The sequence below is a fragment of the Vallitalea maricola genome (genome assembly GCF_036985595.1).
GTDB lineage: Bacteria > Bacillota > Clostridia > Lachnospirales > Vallitaleaceae > Vallitalea > Vallitalea maricola.
This window is the reverse complement of the sequence record NZ_BTPU01000030.1, coordinates 19,778-41,276: the sequence shown is the minus strand read 5'-3', so window position 1 is coordinate 41,276 and position 21,499 is coordinate 19,778. Positions and strand designations below refer to the sequence as shown.

Below are 21,499 nucleotides of genomic sequence, written 5' to 3'. Positions count from 1 at the left end.
CAGCGTAAACTATAGTGTTAAAGGCAGTTGTAATGTTTTGAGATGTAGTTAATAGAACTATGTATAGTGTGTTTTTATGCATGAAAATGTTATTATATGAACTGTAAAGCCACAAAATAGATGAATTGCTATAAGGTGGCTATCTTATCAAAGATTGAAAAAGATATTTTACCGACAGTAATTTTAATAGTAATTGATCTAATATTTTTTATAGATTATTATCATTTTTATATTACACCAAGCAACTTCAACAATTTAATACAATCTTTGTAACTAGCTAAGTATAAGCATATAAGAATAAAAAATTTCATCCCAGTTCCGTTCTGTACAAACAAACCCCAAAATATTTCCGAAAATTTATAGAATCTCATAAAATAATATGCTAAACTCAAATTAAATCAATTGATAATAATTAATTGAGTAATACTTAATAAAAAGAATAGTAGGTGATTGCTGTGCAAGATTTGTTAAAAGCTGAATCTGAACTAATCTGTGAGGCAAAATTAAATTGTAAGCTTGCAGAAGGCTGTATATGGGATGAAAAGAATAAAATTGTTTATTTCGTAGATATCGAGTTCCATTTTATGTACATATTTGACCCTGTACATAAAACAATATCAAAAATACCTACAGAAAGCTATATTAGTGATGTTGTACTTGATGCAGATAATAATCCAATCTGCGCTGTCAAGGACACAATCTATAACCTAGACCTAAAAAATACTAAATTCACACAACTAATAAAAATAGACTCTATGGAAGGGCTAAGATTCAATGATGGTAAATGTGATAAATACGGTAATCTATGGATTGGCACAATGAAAATAGAGCAAGATGGAGATGCTCTCTGTGCAGGTGCTTTGTACTGTATAAATGAAAACATAGTTGTTGCCAAATACGATGATTTCACTATTCCTAACGGATTGGCATGGAATAAAGACGGCTCAATATTTTATCATATTGACACAGTTACTAAAAAAATCGACGCCTATGATGTAGTAGATAAAATAAATCTAGAGAACAAAAGAACTGTATTCACCTTTAAAGCTGAAAAAGGAGCACCTGACGGCATGTGCATTGATGCCAAAGGTAGACTTTGGGTAGCCATGTGGGGGGGATACTCCGTAAACTGTGTTGATCCTAAGACTAGCAAAATAATATTTACTATCCAAATCCCAGATAAAAATGTAACATGTTGTGCATTTGGTGGAGAGGAGCTTGACACGCTATATATTACTACAGCAAGAAGCGAAGAAGGCGATGGTGGAAATCTATATTCAATAAAGCTTAATACAAAAGGAGTTGAATCATACAGATATGGTAAATAAACAGTAGCTTTGATACTGGACCAACAAGAGGAATAGGAAAAGCAGATAGATTTAAGTTATGGGAATGAGTCTGCATTTACAAAGAATATAAAAATGTATTATAGGTTCATACAGTCCTACAATACATTTTTTATATTTTATGCCCCAGCTATCCTAGGCATCCACATAGGTTCTTTTCCCAGTTCAGCCCATATATACTTCATCATCAGATTTATTTTTAACTCTGTATAATCAGGATTATCCCATAGATTATTAATTTCTTCAGGGTCTTTTTCAAGGTCAAATAATTCACCGTAAGTCTGATTATAATAAACTGTCAATTTGTAACGTTCATTCACATAGGTCTTGAGATGGATAGTAGTTGGTTCGTGATGATGTTCGCATATGATATGATCTCTTGCAGAATCTTTTTTGCCAAGCCATACATCTTTTTGGTCTTTACCAGTCATTATTCTAGGTATCTCTATATCAGTAAAACTTAATAAGGTTGGTGCGATATCAACTAAGCTCTGCAAAGCATCATTAGACTTGTTAGCAGGGATTTTATGAGGATACCTGACAATATAAGGAACTTTTATCATATCTTCATACAGAAAAGGTCCTTTAGCACTTAACCCATGATGTCCAATAAAATGTCCGTGATCAGTGGTAAATAGAACAATAGTATTATCAGCTATGCCTAATTCATCTAACTTATCTAGGATTTTACCAATATACTTATCCATCATTGTTACCATACCATAATAAACAGAGAGATATTTCCTCAATATCTTTTCATCTTTCTCATGTGTACGCATTCCGTGAATGCTATAACCAGTTTCTTTATAGATGGAAAAATCAGCGTCATCATCCTGTGTCATAGAGAAGTGAGGAGGATTATTATCATGCTCACCCATTGTTATAGTTGGTAAGGTCAATTTCTCAGGGTCATACATAGAATAATATGGCTCAGGAACGATATAATCAGGATGTGGGTCAAAAAAGCTTGTCCATAGCAAAAATGGTTCGTCAGTATTACTATACTCTTCCATTAGTGTATTGGTTCTCTCTGAAATCCATGCATCATAATGATATTTTTCAGGTATATCCCATTTTCCTTCTGCTCTCCGGTCTAGTACACCTGTAGGTTTCCTAAAATAGTCTCTCCAATTATTAAGTCCTTTTTCTTCTAACCATAGAGCATAATGCTGTCCAATATGTCCTTCATCAGTATGGTTTCTTGCAAGTTCACAATGACTAAAACCATACCAAGTATCATAATTGGTGTTAAAGTCTCTCCAAAAATCTAAATCCTGTAATATAGGATAAGCTTCTATAGAAGGAAATTCTTCAGTAGAAGCTAAGGGTTGAAAATGCGCTTTTCCCACTAGGGCAGTTTTATATCCATCTGAATTAAAATCTTCCAAGAATGTATGTACATCGTCAGGCAACTTGGTTCCCAATGTCCATGCTCCATGCTGGCTGGGATACATACCTGTTATTATGGAAGCGCGAGTAGGGGTACATGTAGGATTAGGACAATATGCCCTTTTGAAAGTTGTACCTTCTTTGACCAGACGATCAAGATTAGGTGTTTTAATCTCAGGATTGAAGGCACCGATAGTATTAAAATGCTGTTGGTCACTTGTTATCAATAAAATATTAGTCTTTTTCATAAAAAACCTCCAATAAAAATTCCTTTGTCTATATTATAATTAATTGGTTATAAACATGAATGGAATAATCAGAAGTAGATTTGTAAAAATCAGACATTGATGATATAGTTATATACAAATATATAAGTTATTCAAGGATTTTTAAGGCAGGGGAATATGATGAAAACAGATAATATAATGATTGATGAGTTAAACCCTTATGTTAGGAAAGTAGGAAAACAAGGGTTTGGAGAATGGAAGAACAATTATAGAAAAATATACGATTATGAATGGATGTACTGTATTAAAGGTGAAGCCTATTACGAAACAAAAGAGAAAACACACAAATTAAAAAGAGGAACCCTACTATTGATAAAACCTAATGTTCCTCATAAGTTCTGGGTTGATAGAGAAACTAAAGGAGAAAACATATGGATACATTTTGATTTTAAATATAGAAAAGATGTTTATGAGCTGGATACATATGTGAAGAATAACCAATCCTCATATTTTCAAGAGGAGTTGCCACAGAAAAATTATCTTAGACAAGAGTATACTATAAATAACACTTTTATATTACCAGAGATTATTCAAATAAAGAATAAGGATTATATTGAAGCCAGGTACATGGACATATTAGATGCATTTGTCAAACATAATGCCACGTGGCAGTTAATATCAAAAGCCAATCTTTTATTAATAATCAAAGATGTACTTAATCAAATTGAAGATGATAATTACTTTAAATCATTTAATACAGTTGATCTGCCAAAACGTATAAAGAATTATATAGATGAGTATTATTTCAGGAAAATAACTAGAAAGGAAATATCAAAATACCTAGGTTATAATGAAGATTACTTAGGGAAAACATTCAAAAATAAATATGGATATTCAATATCAAGCTATAGTAATTTCATTAAGATAGAAAAAGCAAAAGAAATGCTTGATAAGACAGATTTACTTATAACTAATATATCTGAGTTGTTAGGCTTCAACGATGTATATTATTTTTGTAAAACAATGAAAAAGATAACAGGGTATTCACCTGCTGGTTGGAGAAAAAGAAATAAATAAAATATTATACTGATAATGCTTAATTATGGCATTAAATTAATTTTTATGCTATAATTCACACAAGAATTAAAAGGAACTTGAAAGGAATGGAATTAATGGGGAAGAAACTAGTACTCGCAGAAAAACCATCAGTAGCAAGAGATATAGCTAAGGTATTGAAATGCACATCTCGAAAAGATGGATATATAGAAGGCGCCGAATATGTAATAACTTGGGCTGTTGGTCATTTGATAACTTTAGCAGAACCTGATGATTACGATGAAAAATATAAGAAGTGGAGATATAATCTGCTGCCAATAATTCCAGAAGAAATACAATTAAAACCTTACCCTAATACAGAAAAACAACTGAAAATTATTGAAAGATTATTGAATAGAAATGATGTAGATTCTATAATATGTGCAACAGATAGTGGACGAGAAGGAGAACTTATATTCAGGTATATATACAATTATGTTGGATGCAATAAGCCTTTTTCAAGACTATGGATATCCAGTATGACAGATGTAGCTATCAACGAAGGCTTTAATAAGTTAAAAGATGGAAGTGAATACGATAACTTGTATTACAGTGCAAAATGCCGTTCAGAAGCAGATTGGCTTGTAGGGATAAATGCAACAAGAGCCTATACTACAAGCAATGACGTATTATTAAGCATTGGACGTGTTCAGACTCCGACCCTAGCATTGATTGTTAATAGAAAAGATGAGATAGATAATTTTGTACCAAAAGACTATATAGAAGTATATGCAGTGTTTGTTGATGATTTTAGAGCTATTTGGTTCAATGAAAAACCATCAGATACTAAAATATTCGATAAGAAGAAAGCAGAAGAAATAGCAGAAAAAATTGTTGATAAAGATGGTGTAGTAGAAAAAGTAACCAAAAAGCTTAAGAAAATGCCCCCACCATTACTATATGACCTGACAGAATTGCAAAGAGATGGTAATAAGAAATACGGATACACTGCAAAAAAAGTACTCAGTCTAGCGCAGAATCTATATGAAAAGAGAAAGCTGATTACATATCCAAGAACAGACAGCAGATATCTAAGTGATGATATGAAGAAAAAAGTAAAGAGCACCATGAGAAAAATCAATGTACCTCCTTATAACAAAGCTATTGAACCATTACTAAAAAAAAGTGAATTAAAATTCAACAAAAGAATAATTAATAATAGTAAGGTAACTGACCACCATGCTATTATACCGACTGATGTTGTACCTAGAATTAATAATCTTACCAAGGACGAGCTTAATATCTATAATTTAGTTGTCAAAAGGTTTATATCTGTTTTTTATGATTACTATAAGTATGAAACAACGGAAATAATATTTGATATTGAAGGAGAGAAATTCGTATCATCTGGTAAAGTCATAGTTGATAAAGGCTGGAAAGCACTATATACAGCTACCAAAGATGATAAAGAACAGATTATGCCTAAGCTTAAAAAGGGTGATACCAAAAAAGTTGTGGATGTGGAGAAGTTAAACAAACAAACTGCACCACCAAAACCATATACTGAAAGTTCTCTGCTAAGTGCTATGGAAAATGCAGGGAGATTTACTGAAGATGAGGCTCTAAAAGAACAATTAAAAGAATCCGGGTTCGGAACACCTGCAACGAGAGCGGGGATAATCGAGAGATTGATTCAAGTTGAATACATAAAGAGAAAAGGAAAAACATTGATTCCTACTAAAAAAGGATGTCAGCTTATCAAGATTATTCCAGAAGAATTAAAATCTCCAGAAACAACAGGAAAATGGGAAAAAGGATTAACCAGTATCAACAAAGGTAAAATGGAATCCTACCGTTTTATGGAAAGTATCAAAAGGTTTGTAGTATATCTTGTTAATTCAGCAAGTAAGAGCAAAGGAAAAGTAGCTTTTGAGCGAAAGCCTATTCCAGAGGATAAGAAAAAGAAAGTGAAAGGTTTAGGAACCTGTCCTTCATGTCAAAAGGGTAAAGTCCTTGAAAATAGTAAAGCTTTTTATTGTAGTGATTGGAGAAATAATTGTAAATATAAGATATGGAAAAATACTTTGGAGAGATACGGTACAAAAACTATTGAAAAAGAAATTGTTGAACAATTATTAGAAAAAGGTAAGATAGAAGACTACAAAGTCACTCTCCCTCAAACAGGTGAGAAATGTATAGCTACTCTAGTAGCTAATAATAATACAGGAATAGAACTTAAAAATATTAAGAGAATCGAAAAAGAAAGTAAAGAATAGGATGATGATATGCAGTTAAGAGACTATTTAAAGAACAGTATTCTAGTTACCGATGGTGCAATGGGTACTTATTATTCCAAGAAAACATTAAAAGATACTACAGTTTCAGAATTAGCTAATATCAATGATAAGAAGATTATTGAGACTATTCATAAGGAATATATTGAAGCAGGAGCAAAACTCATTAGAACTAATACTTTTTCAGCTAATACAGTTAGTCTGAAATGCAGCAGGATAGAGCTTAAAAAAATTCTTACAGAAGGTTATAATATAGCTGTAGATTGTGCAGAAGGCAAAGATGTTTTCGTAGGAGCATCAATTGGTCCTATCCCAGAAAAAATAGATTCAGAAAAAGATAATATCCTAGATGAGTATTATTATATAATTAATACATTGTTAGATCTTGGAGCTGACATTTTTGTATTTGAAACTTTTGCTAGTACCAATTATATAAAAATACTAGCTGACTACATTTTATCTAAAAATGATAAAGCAGAAATTATAGCCCAGTTCAAAGTAAATGCTTTTGGATACTCAAAAGAAGGCATAAGTTCTAGAAGACTCATTGAAGAAGCTAGAAGAATAAAAGGACTGGTTGCTTATGGGTTCAATTGTGGAATTGGTGTAGGTCACTTATATAAAATCATAAGGAACTTGGACATAGAAGATGATAATATTGTAGCCATACCTAACGCAGGATATCCAGATAAGATATATGAGAGAACAGTGTACAGAGATAATGCAAGGTATTTTGGTGAAACAATGGTTGATATCAAAAAGCTTGGTGTTAAGGTAATTGGTGGTTGTTGTGGAACTACTCCTAGTCATATAGAAGAAATAATAGAAAATTTAGACGGTAACTATGAACCTTCATCCATATATCATAGAAATAAAACGCAGAAGAAGAAAGGTATTACTTATACTCCTAATAAATTTTTTAATAAGCTTATGAATAATGAATTTGTTTTTGCTGTAGAATTGGATCCTCCGTATAATGGTAATGTTCAGAAGATAATGGAAGGTGCCAATATATTAAAAGCAGAAGGTGTGGATATTATCACTATAGCAGATTCACCTTTATCAAGACCTAGAGCAGATTCCATAATAATAGCTAATAAGATAGCGAAAGAAGTGGGAATTGATGTTATGCCCCATATTTGTTGCAGAGATAAGAATGTCATAGCACTAAAATCTATTATCTTGGGAGCTCATATAGAGAAAATAAGAAATATATTATTAGTCACTGGCGACCCTATTCCAAGTGAGGAAAGAATTGAAACAGCTAGTGTTTTTAATGTTAACTCTATTAAATTAATGGAATTGGTTAAAGAGTTGAATGTTGATTTTGATTCTGAAGATGCTATGATATACGGTGGAGCTCTTAATCCTAATCTAACTTATGTAGATAAGATTATTAAGAGAATCAAAAGAAAACAAGAAGCAGGAGCGAAATATCTATTGACTCAGCCTATTTATAATGATCAGGCTATCAATAATCTAAAAATAATTAAAGAAAACACAGATATCAAGATACTAGGGGGGATAATGCCCTTAGTAAGCTATAAAAATGCAAGGTTCCTCAATAATGAAATAGCAGGTATAGATATTCCTGAGAATATCTGTAGTATGTTTACAAAAGATATGACTAGAGAAGAAGCTGAAAATGTAGGTATAGAAGTTGCAGTGGAAATTGCTACGAAAATTAAAGATATTGTGGATGGTATATACATGATGACGCCGTTCAATAGAGTGGAAATGGTTAGTAAGATAATAAAATCCATAAGACAAATTAATTAATCAACGTGAATATACTAGCTAGGTTAGACTATATAAAATTGACTTATATATAAGTTTTGAAAGGTTTGATTTCTTTATGACGAAAAATGAATTTAAAGAGTATCTGCAAAAAAACATATTAATTCTTGACGGTGCTACAGGAACAGAGTTACAGAAAAGAGGTATGCCTAGAGGGGTATGCCCAGAAAAATGGGTTATTGATAACAAAGATGTTATCATGGATATTCAAAGAGGATATAAAGAGGTTGGTTCAAAAGCAGTTTATGCTTGTACTTTTGGTTGTAATTCTATAAAACTAGCTGAATTTGGGCTAGAAGATCAGCTGGTCGAGATGAATAAAGAATTAGTTAGGATTTCAAGAGAAGCTGTTGGAGATGATGTGTGGGTTATAGGAGATTTATCACCAACAGGAGCACAGATATATCCTCTTAGCAATTATCATTTTGAAGACATTGTTAATGCTTATAAACCTCAAGTAAAGGCTTTGGTGGAAGCTGGTGTTGATTTATTTGTCATTGAGACCATGATGAACATTAATGAGGCAAGAGCTGCACTAATAGCTGTAAAAGAGACTTGTGACCTACCTGTTATGGTCAGCATGACTTATGAAAAAAGTGGTTATACACTTAATGGTACTGACCCGGTAACAGCATTAATAACTCTTCAGAATCTTGGTGCTGATGCAGTAGGTTGTAATTGTTCAACAGGACCTAATGATATGATAGATATCGTAAAAGCTATGAAACCATATGCCAAAGTACCGTTGATAGTTAAACCTAACGCTGGATTGCCAAAATACGAAAACGGTGAAACCATATTTGATATGGATGAAGATGAATTCTCCCACTATGGAGCATTGTTAGTAGAAGCAGGAGCTAATATTATTGGTGGATGCTGTGGTACAACAAAGAAATTTATCAGTAAGTTAAAGGATAAAGTTAAAGATATTGATATCAGGATGTGGACGGATAGACAAGGAAGCATTCTAACATCTGAGCGTAAATCTGTAACTATAGGTGGAAATAATCCGACCATTATTGTTGGGGAAAGAATTAATCCAACAGGGAAGAAGAAACTACAAGAACACCTAAGAAATAAAAATATGGATTATGTGGTTTCCCTTGCTCATGAGCAGATTGAAAAAGGAGCTCAGGTACTTGATGTAAATGTAGGTATGAACGGCATAGATGAAGTTGATATCATGAAAAAAGCAATAGAACAATTATCAACATTTGTAAAAGTGCCCCTATGTATTGATTCTTCCAATATTGATGCAATAGAAGCAGGGCTTAGGATTTACCCAGGTAGAGCTTTGGTGAATTCCATATCATTAGAACAGCATAAGATTGATAAACTATTGCCTATAGCCAAAAAATATGGTGCTATGTTTATCTTATTACCACTTAGTGATAAAGGATTATCTAAAAGTATTAATGAAAAACACGAAATAATTAATACAGTATATTCACATGCAAAAGAATTAGGATATCAAAAAGAAGATATTATCGTTGATGGATTAGTGACAACAATAGCTTCCAATAGTAAAGCGGCTGCGTTAACTTTAGAGACAATTGAATGGTGTTCCAGGGAATTTGGTACAGGAACAATTGTGGGATTGTCAAACATTTCTTTTGGTTTACCTGAAAGAAAGCTCATTAATACAGCTTTTCTAGCTATGGGTATAGGAAAAGGACTTACAATGGCTATAGCGAATCCTTCAGATGAATTATTAATGAATATTATGAGGGCATCTGATGTTTTAGCAATAAGAGATAAGGACAGCCTAACATATATTGAATCATTCAGTAAACAAGAGAAAAAAGCTATGAGTAAAGAAATAGTCAGTGTAGATACTAATGAGAAAGTAGATGTTAAACAAGCCATATTCGACATGGTTGTTAATGGAGAAAAAGAGACGATACTAGATAATATAAAAAAATCTATAGATAATGGTGATTTACCAAAAGTAATTATTAAAGAATATCTTATTCCAGCTATTACAAAAGTGGGAGAATTATTTGAAGAAAAGACTTATTTCTTGCCTCAATTAATCATGAGTGCAGAAACAATGAAAGTTGCTATGGACTATTTGGATCCTTTGCTTGAAAAAGATAGAAATAAGGAAGTTAAACAAAAGAAAAAAGTTGTAATCGCTACAGTTAAAGGTGATATTCATGATATTGGAAAGAATTTGGTAGCCTTAATGTTGAAAAATCACGGATTTGAAGTTATTGATCTAGGTAAAGATGTGGCAAAAGAAGTAATCGTAGAAAAAGCAAAAGAAGTTGATGCTGATATTATAGCTTTATCAGCTCTAATGACAACAACTATGTTAGAAATGGAAAATGTTATTAGACTAGTAAAAGAAGAAGGACTAAGATCAAAAGTGATAATTGGTGGAGCAGTAATAACTAATGACTATGCCAAGGAAATAGGAGCAGACGGTTATAGCGAAGATGCTAATATGGCTGTAAAACTGGCACATCAATTGACTGATAAATAATAAAATAATAACTTTAATAAAAATCATCTTTTCCAAGTGTTTTATAAACAGGGAGAAGATGATTTTATTTATATAAAAATTTATTGGACAGGTATTAGTTAATTAATTGCTAGTCAAATTATCTTATACTAAAATATAATTTGTACAATATTAAAAATATTATAAATTGATTTTATTGTAATTAATTATAATATTATAATAAACAAATAAAAAGGTTTAATTAATATAGGTGAAAAGTCATTAAATAGAAAATAAAGTAAAAAAATATCAATAAAATTATAACTATATTATATTAAATTGGTATTTGCAATGCTGTTGTCTAAAAAGTTGACATATTATTAATAATATGCTAAATTATAAGAAAATATTATTGAATATAATGTATATTATTATATATATCTTAATAGAATCAAATTCATTAGTACAAGCTCTTTTTTTAATTTTCTTAACAAAAGCAAAAGTTATGTGATTGCTTAAATAACAATATTCTTTATGTTTTAAATATTAATTTTCCAAATATCATATACCAATATATCTACATCATGACTAAATCACTATTATTAAAGTAAAAGAAGGATACAATTATCATATTATAATATATATAATATGGCTTTGACGAGAAACCATATGTATATGAGAAAGGTGGAATATATGTGAATAGAGAAAAAATTCAAAAGGAAATCAAAGAAATGTTAGTTGAGAGATTAATGCTTAGAATGAAACCCCAAGACATTGATAATGATGTACCTCTTTTTACTAACCCCAATAGGGAAAGTGAGTTGGAGGATATAGGACTAGACTCGGTTGATGCTTTAGAAATTATGGTAGGTATCCAGCAATTATACGAGATCAAATTAAGTCCTGAGAATAGTTCTACTGCATTTTACTCAGTTAATACATTAGTTGATTATATTATACAAAATAAAACTGAAAACTGGAGTGAATAGTATAATGATAAAAGTTGTTGTAACAGGGGTTGGAGCTGTATCATCAAATGCATGGAACGCCAATGAATTATACATAAACAGTATAGAGGGAAAGACAGGTATTAAAAATACAAATGTATTAAAAGATATAGGTATACCTTCATTATATGCTGGGGAGATTACTTGTAATTGTAAAGGGATAGATAAATATATATATATGTGTGATTTAGCTATTAAAGAAATTTTTAATGATTCAGGGTTATCAAAAGAATATATAAATTCTCTAGATTCACGTTCAGTTTTTTCATTGGGGACTTCTATATTGATTTCCTTGCCTATAGAAAAACAAATGAGAAAACAATTACAAAATACAAAAGATAACCTTGATAAAAGTAGTATAGATTATAATTATAGTAAATACATATACTATTTGAACGAGCAAATAGGGAATTGTGGAGATGTTTATGTCATTAATACTGCTTGTGCATCAGGGACTATGGCTGTAGGTAATGCTTTTGAATTAATAAAATCAGGTAATGTAGATGTCGCCATTGCAGGTGGTGTAGATGTTTTTAGTGATACAAGCATAAGTGGTTTTAATTCAATGCAGAATATGTCAAGCAATCCTACCAAGCCTTTTGATGAAAACAGAGAAGGATTGAATATAGGGGAAGCAGCAGCTTTTTTCGTGCTGGAAAGTGAAGAACATGCATTAGCTAGAGGTGCTAAGATATATGCCGAAGTATTTGGTTATGATTCAAAAAACGATGCTTATCATATTACTGCACCAGATCCAAAAGGAGCAGGAGCATATGAATGTATGAAAAATGTAATATCAGAGTATACATTTGAAGATGGAGATATATTATATATAAATGCTCATGGTACGGGAACATCAGCTAATGATCCTATGGAAATAAGTGCTATAGAAAGGGTAGTAGAAGGGGAATCGGGAATAGAAAAAGTCTGGATGTCCTCCTCTAAGTCAATGTTAGGACATTGCTTAGGTGCAGCTGGAGCCATAGAGCTTGCAATCTGCGTATTATGTCAGAAATATGGACAAATGCCATTATCTATTTCTGTAGATAAACCTTTGCCAATGAATCATATAGAATTGGTAACAACTAAAGAACAATCAATATCATTTGACCTGTGTATTTCCAATTCATTCGCATTTGCTGGCAATTGTGCTTCAATAGGTATTTGTAAGTACATATAAGGAGGTAACGTATGGATATCTTATCAAATATAAAACACCGTTATCCTTTTATTATGGTAGATGGTATTATTGAATCTAAATATATGGAATATGTAGTAGGTTTTAAAAATGTTTCATATAACGAACCTTGGACACAAGGGCATTATCCTGAAAAAATAGTTTTCCCTGGTGTTTTGATTATTGAAGCGATGGGACAAGTAAGTTCATTTATGTTTATGAAAGATGAAAGTGATGAAAAACCAACAAATGAGAATGGTTTAGGGTACCTTGTAACAGTAAAACAAATGAAGTTCATAAGAAGTGTCTTTCCAGGTGACAAGTTAATGATTAGAGTAGAATTATTAAGTAAAGTGAATAATTATATTACTGTACAAGGATATTGTTTTGTTGAAGATGAAAAAGTGGCTGAAGGCAAATTGTCATATATTGTCAAGGAGGATAATAATGAATAGTTCTATCTATATAACGGGTGTAGATGTTATAACACCAATGACAAATAATTTTGATGAATTTCGAGATCAATTATACGATACATGCAGTGAAAATCTATATAAGCAACAAATTGATTTATACGAGTTAGAAACCCCTTTTTATAGAAAAACCCGTAGGATGAATAGAACATCAGTAGCAGCATTTATTTCTTCTACTCAAGCATATTATAACAGGGGACTAGATCATATTAAGTACAATCCTTATGATATAGGAACAATATATTCAACGTTTTATGCCAGTGTAGATAGTACAATAAATGTTTTAGATACAGTATACACGAAAGGAATCAATAATGTTAGCCCTATTATTTTTGCTGCAACCGTCGGGAACTCGTGTATAGCAGGAGTCACAATGGAGTATAAGCTAAAAGGAACAAGCATGCATCTACAGTCTTCAAATGCACTAAGATATTCTTATAATTCTTTAATAAATGGTAATGTAGAATTAATATTTTGTGGAGGATATGATTGTTATATTAACAACATATTAAAGTATTATAATAATTTACCTTATGTTAATAATAGTGGATTGGGAGATTGTTCTCCTTATTCTACAAAGCCCAAGGGAATTTACTTAAAAGAATCTTTGGTTACATTGATTCTAGAAAAGTCAGATTCAAAATATATGACAGATGAATCCATCCAATGTGAATTATGTGGTATAGGTGCTCACAGAAAAACAACAAAAAATAATGATGGATTATATACTTTTGAAAATAAAGAATTTGAAGAGGCAATGATTTTAGCTCTTAAGAATGCTGATGTATCTGCTGAGGAAATTGATTGTATTGTCGGTGCAGCAGGAGAACATCCAACAATAGATTATGCTGAAGCCATAGCTATTAAGAACTGCTTCGAAAAGAAACCGCCAGTAGTTTCCATAAAAGGTATTTTTGGGGATACTCTAGGATGTAATCTCAACTTAAATATTGTTGCTGCCATATGTATTCTACAGAAACAAGAAATACCAAAGGTTTTTAATTGTGGAGAAGCTATTGATTTAATCAATATAAATAGGCAAAACACTAAAGGTACATATAAGTACGTTTTAGTTAATGGATACTCGGAATATGGAAGTGTCATGAGTACTGTATTAAAATATTATGAAAAACATTGAGAGTGAAGGGGTTAATCATGAGTGGTAAATTTAATAATCAAGTTATAGTGGTTACAGGAGGTAATAGAGGTATTGGAAAAGCTATCGTAAGAGCTTTTGCAAAAGAAGGCGGAAAAGTCTTTTTCATATTCTCCAAAAATATGGATGCAGCAGAAACCTTAGTGGAACAGGTACGAGATGAAGGCTTTTTTTGTGAGATGTTAAAATGTAATATAGGCAACGAAAAAGAATGTGAACATGCTGTCTCAAGTATAATTAAACAAACAGGGAAAATAGATGTTCTTATAAATAATGCAGGAATCACTAAAGATGGAATCATGTTGATGCAAAGTTCTGATGATTGGAAGAGCGTTATTGATATCAATTTTTTTGGAACATATAATATTACTCGTCAAGTAATTCTTAACATGATTAAGAATAGATATGGAAATATAATTAATATAAGCTCTGTTGCTGGATTGTACGGTGTAGCTGGACAAACTAATTATTGTTCTTCTAAGGCTGCTATTATTGGATTCACTAAAGCTTTATCTAGAGAAATTGGTGGTAAAAAAATTAGAGTTAATGCTATAGCTCCTGGATACATTGAGACTGATATGACTGATTCTATACCTAATAAAGATATAATTATCAGTAATATACCACAGAAACGTTATGGAAAACCTGAAGAAGTGGCATCAGTAGTACTGTTTTTAGCATCTGAAGAAGCCTCTTATATTAATGGTACAACCATTGTGGTGGATGGTGCTTATACTGCTTAAAACTATATCTTAAGAAAGATGGTGGACATATGAAATTAATTAGTAATGCAGATATATTACCACAAAAAACATCAAAATTAATGTTGCATTGTAAAATAGTAACTATATACCATTATTTATTGTTAAATAATATTGAAATTGATTATTGGCTGCTTTATCTACTAGGTGTTAGAGATTTACTTCAATTTGGAGTACAAAAATATAATGAAACCTATCTATGGTTTCTATATCCTTATAATATTTATAGCGAAAAAGAATTAATGAATGTATTTAATATAGAATTAGTTAAATCAAATATGGATGAAATAAATAGAATTAAAGAATGTATTGACAATGATGAAATATTAGCAATTTATTATGATGGTAACATTTATGTGAACCATAGTGAAAATGTGACTGGAAAAAAACTTGATAAAGATTATTATAATAAAAGCGTCGCTAATTCTTTTATTAATAATTCTTCTTTTGGTTTGATTATTGGGTATGATGATAGAAAACAATGTTTTATTCTTAATATAATTGATATAGATGGAACAAATATTTGTATTGGTTATAACAAGTTTTTTGAAAATAATTTATTTCTAGAAATGTATTTTATGAAATTAGATCAATCGTATGAGGCTACGGATTTTGATTATCTAGGTCTTCAAAGATTACATAATGAGAGTGAGAAGTATCTAATAAAGCATGACAGCTATCTTATAGATGAAGAAAAACAAGTATGTGAGATAAAAGGATGCAGTTCATTATTAGCCCTTAAGCAGGAATTGTTACAATCTATAGAGTTATTTAAGAAATATGAAAATAACCAGATTATAACAAAGCGATTTAGTAAAAGATTAGATATAATGAGGCTTTTTTTGTTAAAAGGATCTAATACTGGATTTAGAAAAGAGTTGTCATTTTCACTAGATTACTTAGGAAAAGTATATGATAAGAATAGTCTGAAACAAGACGCTGCTAAAATTGCTGGCGTAGGAAAGTACTGGAGAGAATTCACTAGGTACTTATACAATGTAAATAGTAAGAATTATAACCAAAATCCTGTTAAATACATTAAGGGTTTAATCAAAATAATTGATGAATTATATATTAATGAAGGACAGGTGTTTTTATCAATAAAAAGTAATACTGAAAGTATCTTAAATTAATTTGTTTGAATGGAGTAAGTTTAACATAAAAAAGGAGGATAAACATGAAAAAATTTGATATTACTAAAACAGAGGATTTTAAAGAAAATTTTGAAGTAGTTGAGTTTAATGACTTAAATGACCTTGAAGAGGTAATTTGTGCAGGTATTGGTGGCACAATATGTGGTTGTGACGAGGCAGCAGCGCCTAGATAATTAATGACTGACTAAAGTATTTATTATAACTCGTTCTTAATTGGTTAATTAATTATTAATAGCTAGATATGTACATAAAAATATTACAATACTAATGATATGAAATATGAATTATTATAGTTAAACTTATTCCTTCAAAATATATTAGAAAGGGGCGAGCATTATTAATAACGTTAAATTAGTTGAGGTTAATGAAGAAAAGAGTGTATTATATCTTCCATCCTATAATAGTATTATAGAAGTTGGAAGACAAATGATATCTAATATAGATTCGCTAAATGAAGAAGATATTGTAAATGATTTGGGGCTTAATTTAGAAAAAATTGAAATGTGCAATAATAGTGTTAAAGGTAAAAGACTTGGAGGATTAATATTTAATGTAATAGAAAGGTGTAATCTGGCATGTAGTTACTGTATGGTTTCCAAAGGAACCTATGATAGTAATAATGCTAAAGAACAGATGACAGAAGATGATTGTATCAAAACATTTTTAACTATGTTGGATAATTATGAAGATGGTGTATCTCTAATATGTTTCTTTGGCGGAGAACCAATGTTGAATTATAAAACTATAGAAGCCACTATAAAAAGAGTGGATGAAATATGTGAAGATAGAAAAATAATTCCTCCCAAATATTCTATTATTACAAATGGAACGATTATGAATGAACAAATTATTGATTTTTTAAATGAACATAATATTTCAATTTCTATTAGCATTGATGGATTAAAAGAACTTCATGATACTGCCAGGGTCTTTATTAATGGAAAAGGTAGTTTTGACAAGATTAAAGAAAACCTTGTTTTACTAAAAGAATATGGAAGACAATTCCCTCTATATGCAGAATGTACTATACATAAAAAACATCTCCAAAATAAAGGACATTTGAGAGAATGGGGATATCATTATACAGAAGAATTATACAACCTTGGCTTTGATACTGTGTATATTTTTCCAGTGGATAGTAAGGATCCGGAATATTCAGTAGAAGATGAAAAAGATTTGGAAGATTTGGCTGAGTTTTATAAAGGTATTTATGATTACTATATAGAATTGTTACTTGATGATGAAATGAGTGCTATGCCACCTGCGCATTTCTTGGGTGTATTTATTAATTTGATAACTAAAAGATATAATAAATTCTGTCGTGCAGGTTATGGAACAGTATTCACCAATCCTGAAGGTGAATTTTATCCATGTCATCTTTTCTATCAAAGAAGACATCATCAAATAGGTAATATCAATAATGGATTAGACCTTAGTAAGGATAAGATGGAATACTTGATTAGAGAAAATAATCGTAATCATATTACAGAATGTAAAAAATGTGTTAATAATAAACTATGTTTCTTATGGTGTGCTGGGTCAAGTCTTATAAGTAATGGCTCAATCAACAGTGTTATCAAATCAAGATGTTTTATTGTAGACTTTACAATTGATTATGTTATAAAAAAATTAATGGAGTTAAGACGAAATAAATCAGAAATGGAAGTATTCAAAAAAAATATAAGGATTTGTTCGGCTTATTTCAAACGTGGAAAACAAGATATTTCATGCAAGTAAATACATTATTATACTAGTGTGAAGAGAGGTGATTATATGAGTGAAGGTACATTTAAATATACTAGTGATATATTTTTTTTAGAAGATAAATTACCTTTCAATAAAACTAGATATCTTATAGGTAGCCAACAGAAAAAAAGTTATATATCAGTTAATAAAAACCAATATTATATTCTAGAAAAAATATATGAGCTGACAAATGCAAAAAATTATACCTTTTCGGAGATTGATGACTATCTTATGAATAGTTTACATAAAAAAATTAATGTCCTTAGTTTACATGAGAATCTTAGTAAAAAAGGTTTGATGGAGAATAGTGTTAACTTATCTGCTAACAATGAGATAGATATGATAAGTACTTCTATTTTCGACTTTGTAATAGATGAAATTCCACCTAGAATAGTCAAGATAGTTAAAGCTTTGTCGAAATTATCTATAATCTTTAAGTTGTTAAGTGTAGCGTCTTTGGTGGTTATATTATTTAATATCGATACATTATTGCAGATGAAAGGTAATATATTTCTATATGATAACTCCTCTATAAAAGGTTTTTTAATTAGTATGTTGGTCAGCATAATAATTATCACAATACATGAATTAGCTCATGTTTTTGCTGCAATAAATGTAGGATTGAGAGACTTGCAATTTTACATGGTTCTATATGCTAAGTTTATTCCAATGTATTATACAACTTACTCTAAGCTTATGCAGCTTAAATATAAAAATAAAATTAGGGTTTTATCAGCTGGATTAAAAACAAATATATTTCTTTTGCTTTTTTCGCTGGCGTCTATATGTTTGATAGATATGAGTCAAATATGCTTTGATATTATGGTAAAATTCAGTGTAGTTAATGCATATTTCATATTTCTTAATTGTAGCCCGTTTATATCAAATGATGGATATTTTATATTAATAAATACATTTGGAATAGACTCACTTAGACTTAATTTGTGGAGAACAATAATTAGTGTTTTTAAGAGACAGAAGGTTACAAAGATAAAAAATAAATTTGTATTGACTTATATGGTAATCAGTACTGCGTTTTTGATTGGAAGTTTCTTTTCTATGTTCTTATGGATTAAAGAAGTAGTAATCGAGATTATAAAGTGGGTTCAAACATTTATCTGAATTATTGGTTGGTTAGTCAGGAAAAATTTTAATTATTTTATTCTGACTTGTTTTTTGGAAAAATATAATAATGATAATGTTTTATTTATAAATATACATTAAAAAGTATAAAATTACCATGACTCTTTTAAAAATAAATACAAAAAAACATCATTAAACGCTTGACACGGATACTTTATCTTGGTATAATACTATCAATCGAAAATGAATTGTCTGATAAATGCAGTGATAGAGACGTATGATTTGCATATGTAGTTGTAGAGAGCTGATGGTTGGTGAGAATCAGTACTACTGCAAGAATATACATCACTCTTGAGCAGGACCATTGAAATTAGAGTAGGTGGTTACCGGGGAGCCCCGTTATAGGCTAGGGTTTGTTAGAACCTGTTTTGAGTGGTCTTTTAGTATAGAGACAATTAGGGTGGTATCGCGTGGTTTCCTCGTCCCTACAGTTTATTCTGTAGGGGCGTTTTTATATATAAAATTAATTATGTTACTAATGAGAATGAAATGTACAAGAGTAAAACTTTCATTAGAAATGTGGTAGTTTAATTTAATTATTTAGTACATTGATTTATTAAAATGGTAAAATTCATAAATCTGGAAGGAGGAATAATTATGAATAGACATGTATTATCAGTTTTAGTTACAAACCATTCTGGGGTGTTGAGTCGAGTCGCAGGGCTATTTAGTAGAAGAGGGTATAATATTGACAGTCTATCTGTTGGAGTAACTGAAAATCCAGAATTTTCTAGAATGACTATTGTAGCTAGAGGTAATGATTTAATTATTGACCAGATAACAAAACAACTAAATAAATTAGTTGATGTTATACATATAATAGAACTCAAACCAGAAGAATCTGTGTACAGAGAGTTAGCTCTTATTAAAATATCCGCAAAAGACGGAAACAGAGCAGCTATCATTGAAATAGCTGGTATCTTTAGAGCTAACATAATAGATGTTTCAAGTGAAACCCTGACGGTTGAGATTACAGGAGACCAAAACAAGGTAAATGCTTTTCTTGACTTAGTTGAACCTTATGGAGTTAAAGAAATTGTTAGAACAGGACTTACAGCACTTGAAAGAGGCAGCAAAGAAATAAAACAATATATTGATTAGCTAAGGTAAAGGCTAAAATATCATTTATCATAGTGAAAAATGTCCGATACGTACATTGTATTATATATAGATGAATTTATTTTAACCCATCCCTAACTTAAATAAAGAAAAAATAGGAGGAAATAAAAATGGCAAAAATGTTTTATGAAAAGGATTGTAACTTATCATTATTAGAAGGAAAAACTGTAGCAGTCATCGGATACGGAAGTCAAGGTCACGCTCATGCACTGAATCTTCATGAATCAGGTGTAGACGTAGTTGTTGGTTTATATGAAGGAAGTAAATCATGGAAATTAGCTGAAGATGCTGGTTTAAAAGTAGCTGTAGCTGCTGAAGCTGCAAAACAAGCTGATGTAATCATGATTTTAATAAACGATGAAAAGCAAGCTGATTTATATAAAGAAAGTATTGAACCTAACCTAGAAGCTGGAAACTCTTTAGTATTCGCTCATGGTTTCAACATTCACTACGGACAAATCGTTCCTCCAGAAGATGTAAATGTTTTCATGGTAGCTCCAAAAGGACCAGGACATACAGTTAGAAGTCAATATGTTGAAGGAAAAGGAGTTCCTTGTCTTATCGCAGTATACCAAGATGCTAACGGAGCTAAAGATTTAGCACTTGCTTATGCAGCTGGTATTGGTGGAGCAAGAGCCGGTATTCTTGAAACAACTTTCAAAGAAGAGACTGAAACAGACTTATTCGGAGAGCAAGCAGTACTCTGTGGTGGGGTATCAGAACTTATAAAAGCTGGTTTTGAAACACTTGTTGAAGCTGGATACCAACCAGAAAGTGCATATTTTGAATGTTGCCATGAAATGAAACTTATCGTTGACCTTATCAATGAAGGTGGATTATCATACATGAGATATTCTATTAGTGATACTGCTGAATACGGAGATTACTCAGTTGGTAAGAGAATCATTAATAAAGACAGCAAGAAAGAAATGAAGAAAGTACTTGCAGAAATCCAAGATGGTACTTTTGCAAGAAACTGGATCCTAGAGAACAAAGCTAATCGCCCAGCATTTAGATCTAGAAGAAGAATTGAAGCTGATCATCAAATTGAAAAAGTTGGAAAAGAACTTAGAAAAATGATGAGCTGGATGAAGTAATTAATAAACACTAATATTTGGTCGGTTTATTAACCGACCTTTTTACTAAAAAAATTGAGGGTAAAATTATACAAAACTTACAAAATATAGTGTAGTTTGCCCACTGAAATTATTGAAGATGCACTAAGATGATTG

Annotated in this window: 17 protein-coding genes and 1 other annotated feature; of the genes, 16 read left to right on the top strand and 1 reads right to left on the bottom strand. The window is 30.8% G+C overall.

The features are described from left to right. Positions 1 to 455: 455 nt before the first annotated feature. A complete protein-coding gene (locus tag AACQ14_RS10335) occupies positions 456 to 1,328 on the top strand; it encodes an SMP-30/gluconolactonase/LRE family protein (RefSeq protein WP_339363507.1) in 873 nt (290 codons plus the stop codon). 137 nt (positions 1,329 to 1,465) lie between these two features. On the opposite strand, the gene AACQ14_RS10330 is transcribed toward AACQ14_RS10335, so the two are convergent. Beyond that, positions 1,466 to 2,983: a sulfatase family protein gene (locus AACQ14_RS10330; protein WP_339363506.1), complete on the bottom strand. Its 1,518-nt coding sequence runs from the start codon at positions 2,981 to 2,983 to the stop codon at positions 1,466 to 1,468. 159 nt (positions 2,984 to 3,142) lie between these two features. Here AACQ14_RS10330 and AACQ14_RS10325 point away from each other — a divergent pair, with 159 nt between their 5' ends. The 15 genes from AACQ14_RS10325 (at position 3,143) to ilvC (ending at position 21,364) form a co-directional block, all read left to right on the top strand. Further along, on the top strand, positions 3,143 to 4,039 hold the full coding sequence (locus AACQ14_RS10325) for an AraC family transcriptional regulator (RefSeq protein WP_339363505.1): 897 nt from the start codon (positions 3,143 to 3,145) through the stop codon (positions 4,037 to 4,039). A 95-nt stretch (positions 4,040 to 4,134) separates the two neighbouring features. After that, entirely contained in the window at positions 4,135 to 6,273 is a 2,139-nt protein-coding gene (locus tag AACQ14_RS10320) for a DNA topoisomerase III (protein WP_339363504.1), read from the top strand. Between the two features lie 9 nt (positions 6,274 to 6,282). Next, a complete protein-coding gene (locus AACQ14_RS10315) occupies positions 6,283 to 8,070 on the top strand; it encodes a bifunctional homocysteine S-methyltransferase/methylenetetrahydrofolate reductase (protein ID WP_339363503.1) in 1,788 nt (595 codons plus the stop codon). 76 nt (positions 8,071 to 8,146) lie between these two features. Then, positions 8,147 to 10,573, top strand: coding sequence for a homocysteine S-methyltransferase family protein (locus AACQ14_RS10310; protein WP_339363502.1), 2,427 nt, complete (start codon positions 8,147 to 8,149; stop codon positions 10,571 to 10,573). A gap of 653 nt (positions 10,574 to 11,226) precedes the next feature. Next, positions 11,227 to 11,520 carry an acyl carrier protein gene (locus tag AACQ14_RS10305; protein WP_339363501.1) on the top strand — a complete coding sequence of 98 codons (294 nt, stop codon included), beginning with the start codon at positions 11,227 to 11,229 and terminating at the stop codon, positions 11,518 to 11,520. Between the two features lie 4 nt (positions 11,521 to 11,524). Continuing rightward, positions 11,525 to 12,718 (top strand): beta-ketoacyl-[acyl-carrier-protein] synthase family protein, encoded by a 1,194-nt coding sequence (locus tag AACQ14_RS10300; protein ID WP_339363500.1) that lies wholly within the window; start codon positions 11,525 to 11,527, stop codon positions 12,716 to 12,718. An 11-nt stretch (positions 12,719 to 12,729) separates the two neighbouring features. Continuing rightward, a complete protein-coding gene (gene fabZ, locus AACQ14_RS10295) occupies positions 12,730 to 13,170 on the top strand; it encodes a 3-hydroxyacyl-ACP dehydratase FabZ (RefSeq protein ID WP_339363499.1) in 441 nt (146 codons plus the stop codon). Further along, complete coding sequence (locus AACQ14_RS10290) at positions 13,163 to 14,326, top strand: beta-ketoacyl synthase N-terminal-like domain-containing protein (RefSeq protein WP_339363498.1); 1,164 nt, start codon at positions 13,163 to 13,165, stop codon at positions 14,324 to 14,326. Before fabZ ends, AACQ14_RS10290 begins: the two co-directional genes overlap by 8 nt. Positions 14,327 to 14,343: 17 nt before the next feature. Then, the gene (gene fabG, locus AACQ14_RS10285; RefSeq protein ID WP_339363497.1) at positions 14,344 to 15,087 is read left to right on the top strand and encodes a 3-oxoacyl-ACP reductase FabG; all 744 of its coding nucleotides are present in this window, start codon (positions 14,344 to 14,346) and stop codon (positions 15,085 to 15,087) included. 29 nt (positions 15,088 to 15,116) lie between these two features. After that, complete coding sequence (locus tag AACQ14_RS10280; RefSeq protein WP_339363496.1) at positions 15,117 to 16,238, top strand: hypothetical protein; 1,122 nt, start codon at positions 15,117 to 15,119, stop codon at positions 16,236 to 16,238. A 44-nt stretch (positions 16,239 to 16,282) separates the two neighbouring features. Then, a complete protein-coding gene (locus AACQ14_RS10275) occupies positions 16,283 to 16,432 on the top strand; it encodes a hypothetical protein (protein ID WP_339363495.1) in 150 nt (49 codons plus the stop codon). A gap of 253 nt (positions 16,433 to 16,685) precedes the next feature. After that, the gene (locus tag AACQ14_RS10270; protein WP_339363493.1) at positions 16,686 to 17,996 is read left to right on the top strand and encodes a radical SAM/SPASM domain-containing protein; all 1,311 of its coding nucleotides are present in this window, start codon (positions 16,686 to 16,688) and stop codon (positions 17,994 to 17,996) included. A gap of 36 nt (positions 17,997 to 18,032) precedes the next feature. After that, on the top strand, positions 18,033 to 19,127 hold the full coding sequence (locus AACQ14_RS10265; protein WP_339363492.1) for a hypothetical protein: 1,095 nt from the start codon (positions 18,033 to 18,035) through the stop codon (positions 19,125 to 19,127). 216 nt (positions 19,128 to 19,343) lie between these two features. Next, positions 19,344 to 19,578 (top strand) — a binding site (T-box leader). A gap of 167 nt (positions 19,579 to 19,745) precedes the next feature. Next, a complete protein-coding gene (gene ilvN, locus AACQ14_RS10260) occupies positions 19,746 to 20,249 on the top strand; it encodes an acetolactate synthase small subunit (RefSeq protein WP_113671336.1) in 504 nt (167 codons plus the stop codon). 128 nt (positions 20,250 to 20,377) lie between these two features. Continuing rightward, complete coding sequence (ilvC, locus tag AACQ14_RS10255) at positions 20,378 to 21,364, top strand: ketol-acid reductoisomerase (RefSeq protein WP_339363491.1); 987 nt, start codon at positions 20,378 to 20,380, stop codon at positions 21,362 to 21,364. Positions 21,365 to 21,499 lie beyond the last annotated feature (135 nt).

What these genes read in the sequence shown, in the direction of transcription:
- AACQ14_RS10330 (WP_339363506.1), bottom strand. Translation starts at nt 2,983, where the DNA reads ATGAAAAAGACTAATATTTTATTGATAACAAGTGACCAACAGCATTTT.
- AACQ14_RS10325 (WP_339363505.1), top strand. Translation starts at nt 3,143, where the DNA reads ATGAAAACAGATAATATAATGATTGATGAGTTAAACCCTTATGTTAGG.
- AACQ14_RS10320 (WP_339363504.1), top strand. Translation starts at nt 4,135, where the DNA reads ATGGGGAAGAAACTAGTACTCGCAGAAAAACCATCAGTAGCAAGAGAT.
- AACQ14_RS10315 (WP_339363503.1), top strand. Translation starts at nt 6,283, where the DNA reads ATGCAGTTAAGAGACTATTTAAAGAACAGTATTCTAGTTACCGATGGT.
- AACQ14_RS10310 (WP_339363502.1), top strand. Translation starts at nt 8,147, where the DNA reads ATGACGAAAAATGAATTTAAAGAGTATCTGCAAAAAAACATATTAATT.
- AACQ14_RS10300 (WP_339363500.1), top strand. Translation starts at nt 11,525, where the DNA reads ATGATAAAAGTTGTTGTAACAGGGGTTGGAGCTGTATCATCAAATGCA.
- fabZ (WP_339363499.1), top strand. Translation starts at nt 12,730, where the DNA reads ATGGATATCTTATCAAATATAAAACACCGTTATCCTTTTATTATGGTA.
- AACQ14_RS10290 (WP_339363498.1), top strand. Translation starts at nt 13,163, where the DNA reads ATGAATAGTTCTATCTATATAACGGGTGTAGATGTTATAACACCAATG.
- fabG (WP_339363497.1), top strand. Translation starts at nt 14,344, where the DNA reads ATGAGTGGTAAATTTAATAATCAAGTTATAGTGGTTACAGGAGGTAAT.
- AACQ14_RS10280 (WP_339363496.1), top strand. Translation starts at nt 15,117, where the DNA reads ATGAAATTAATTAGTAATGCAGATATATTACCACAAAAAACATCAAAA.
- AACQ14_RS10275 (WP_339363495.1), top strand. Translation starts at nt 16,283, where the DNA reads ATGAAAAAATTTGATATTACTAAAACAGAGGATTTTAAAGAAAATTTT.
- AACQ14_RS10270 (WP_339363493.1), top strand. Translation starts at nt 16,686, where the DNA reads ATGATATCTAATATAGATTCGCTAAATGAAGAAGATATTGTAAATGAT.
- AACQ14_RS10265 (WP_339363492.1), top strand. Translation starts at nt 18,033, where the DNA reads ATGAGTGAAGGTACATTTAAATATACTAGTGATATATTTTTTTTAGAA.
- ilvN (WP_113671336.1), top strand. Translation starts at nt 19,746, where the DNA reads ATGAATAGACATGTATTATCAGTTTTAGTTACAAACCATTCTGGGGTG.
- ilvC (WP_339363491.1), top strand. Translation starts at nt 20,378, where the DNA reads ATGGCAAAAATGTTTTATGAAAAGGATTGTAACTTATCATTATTAGAA.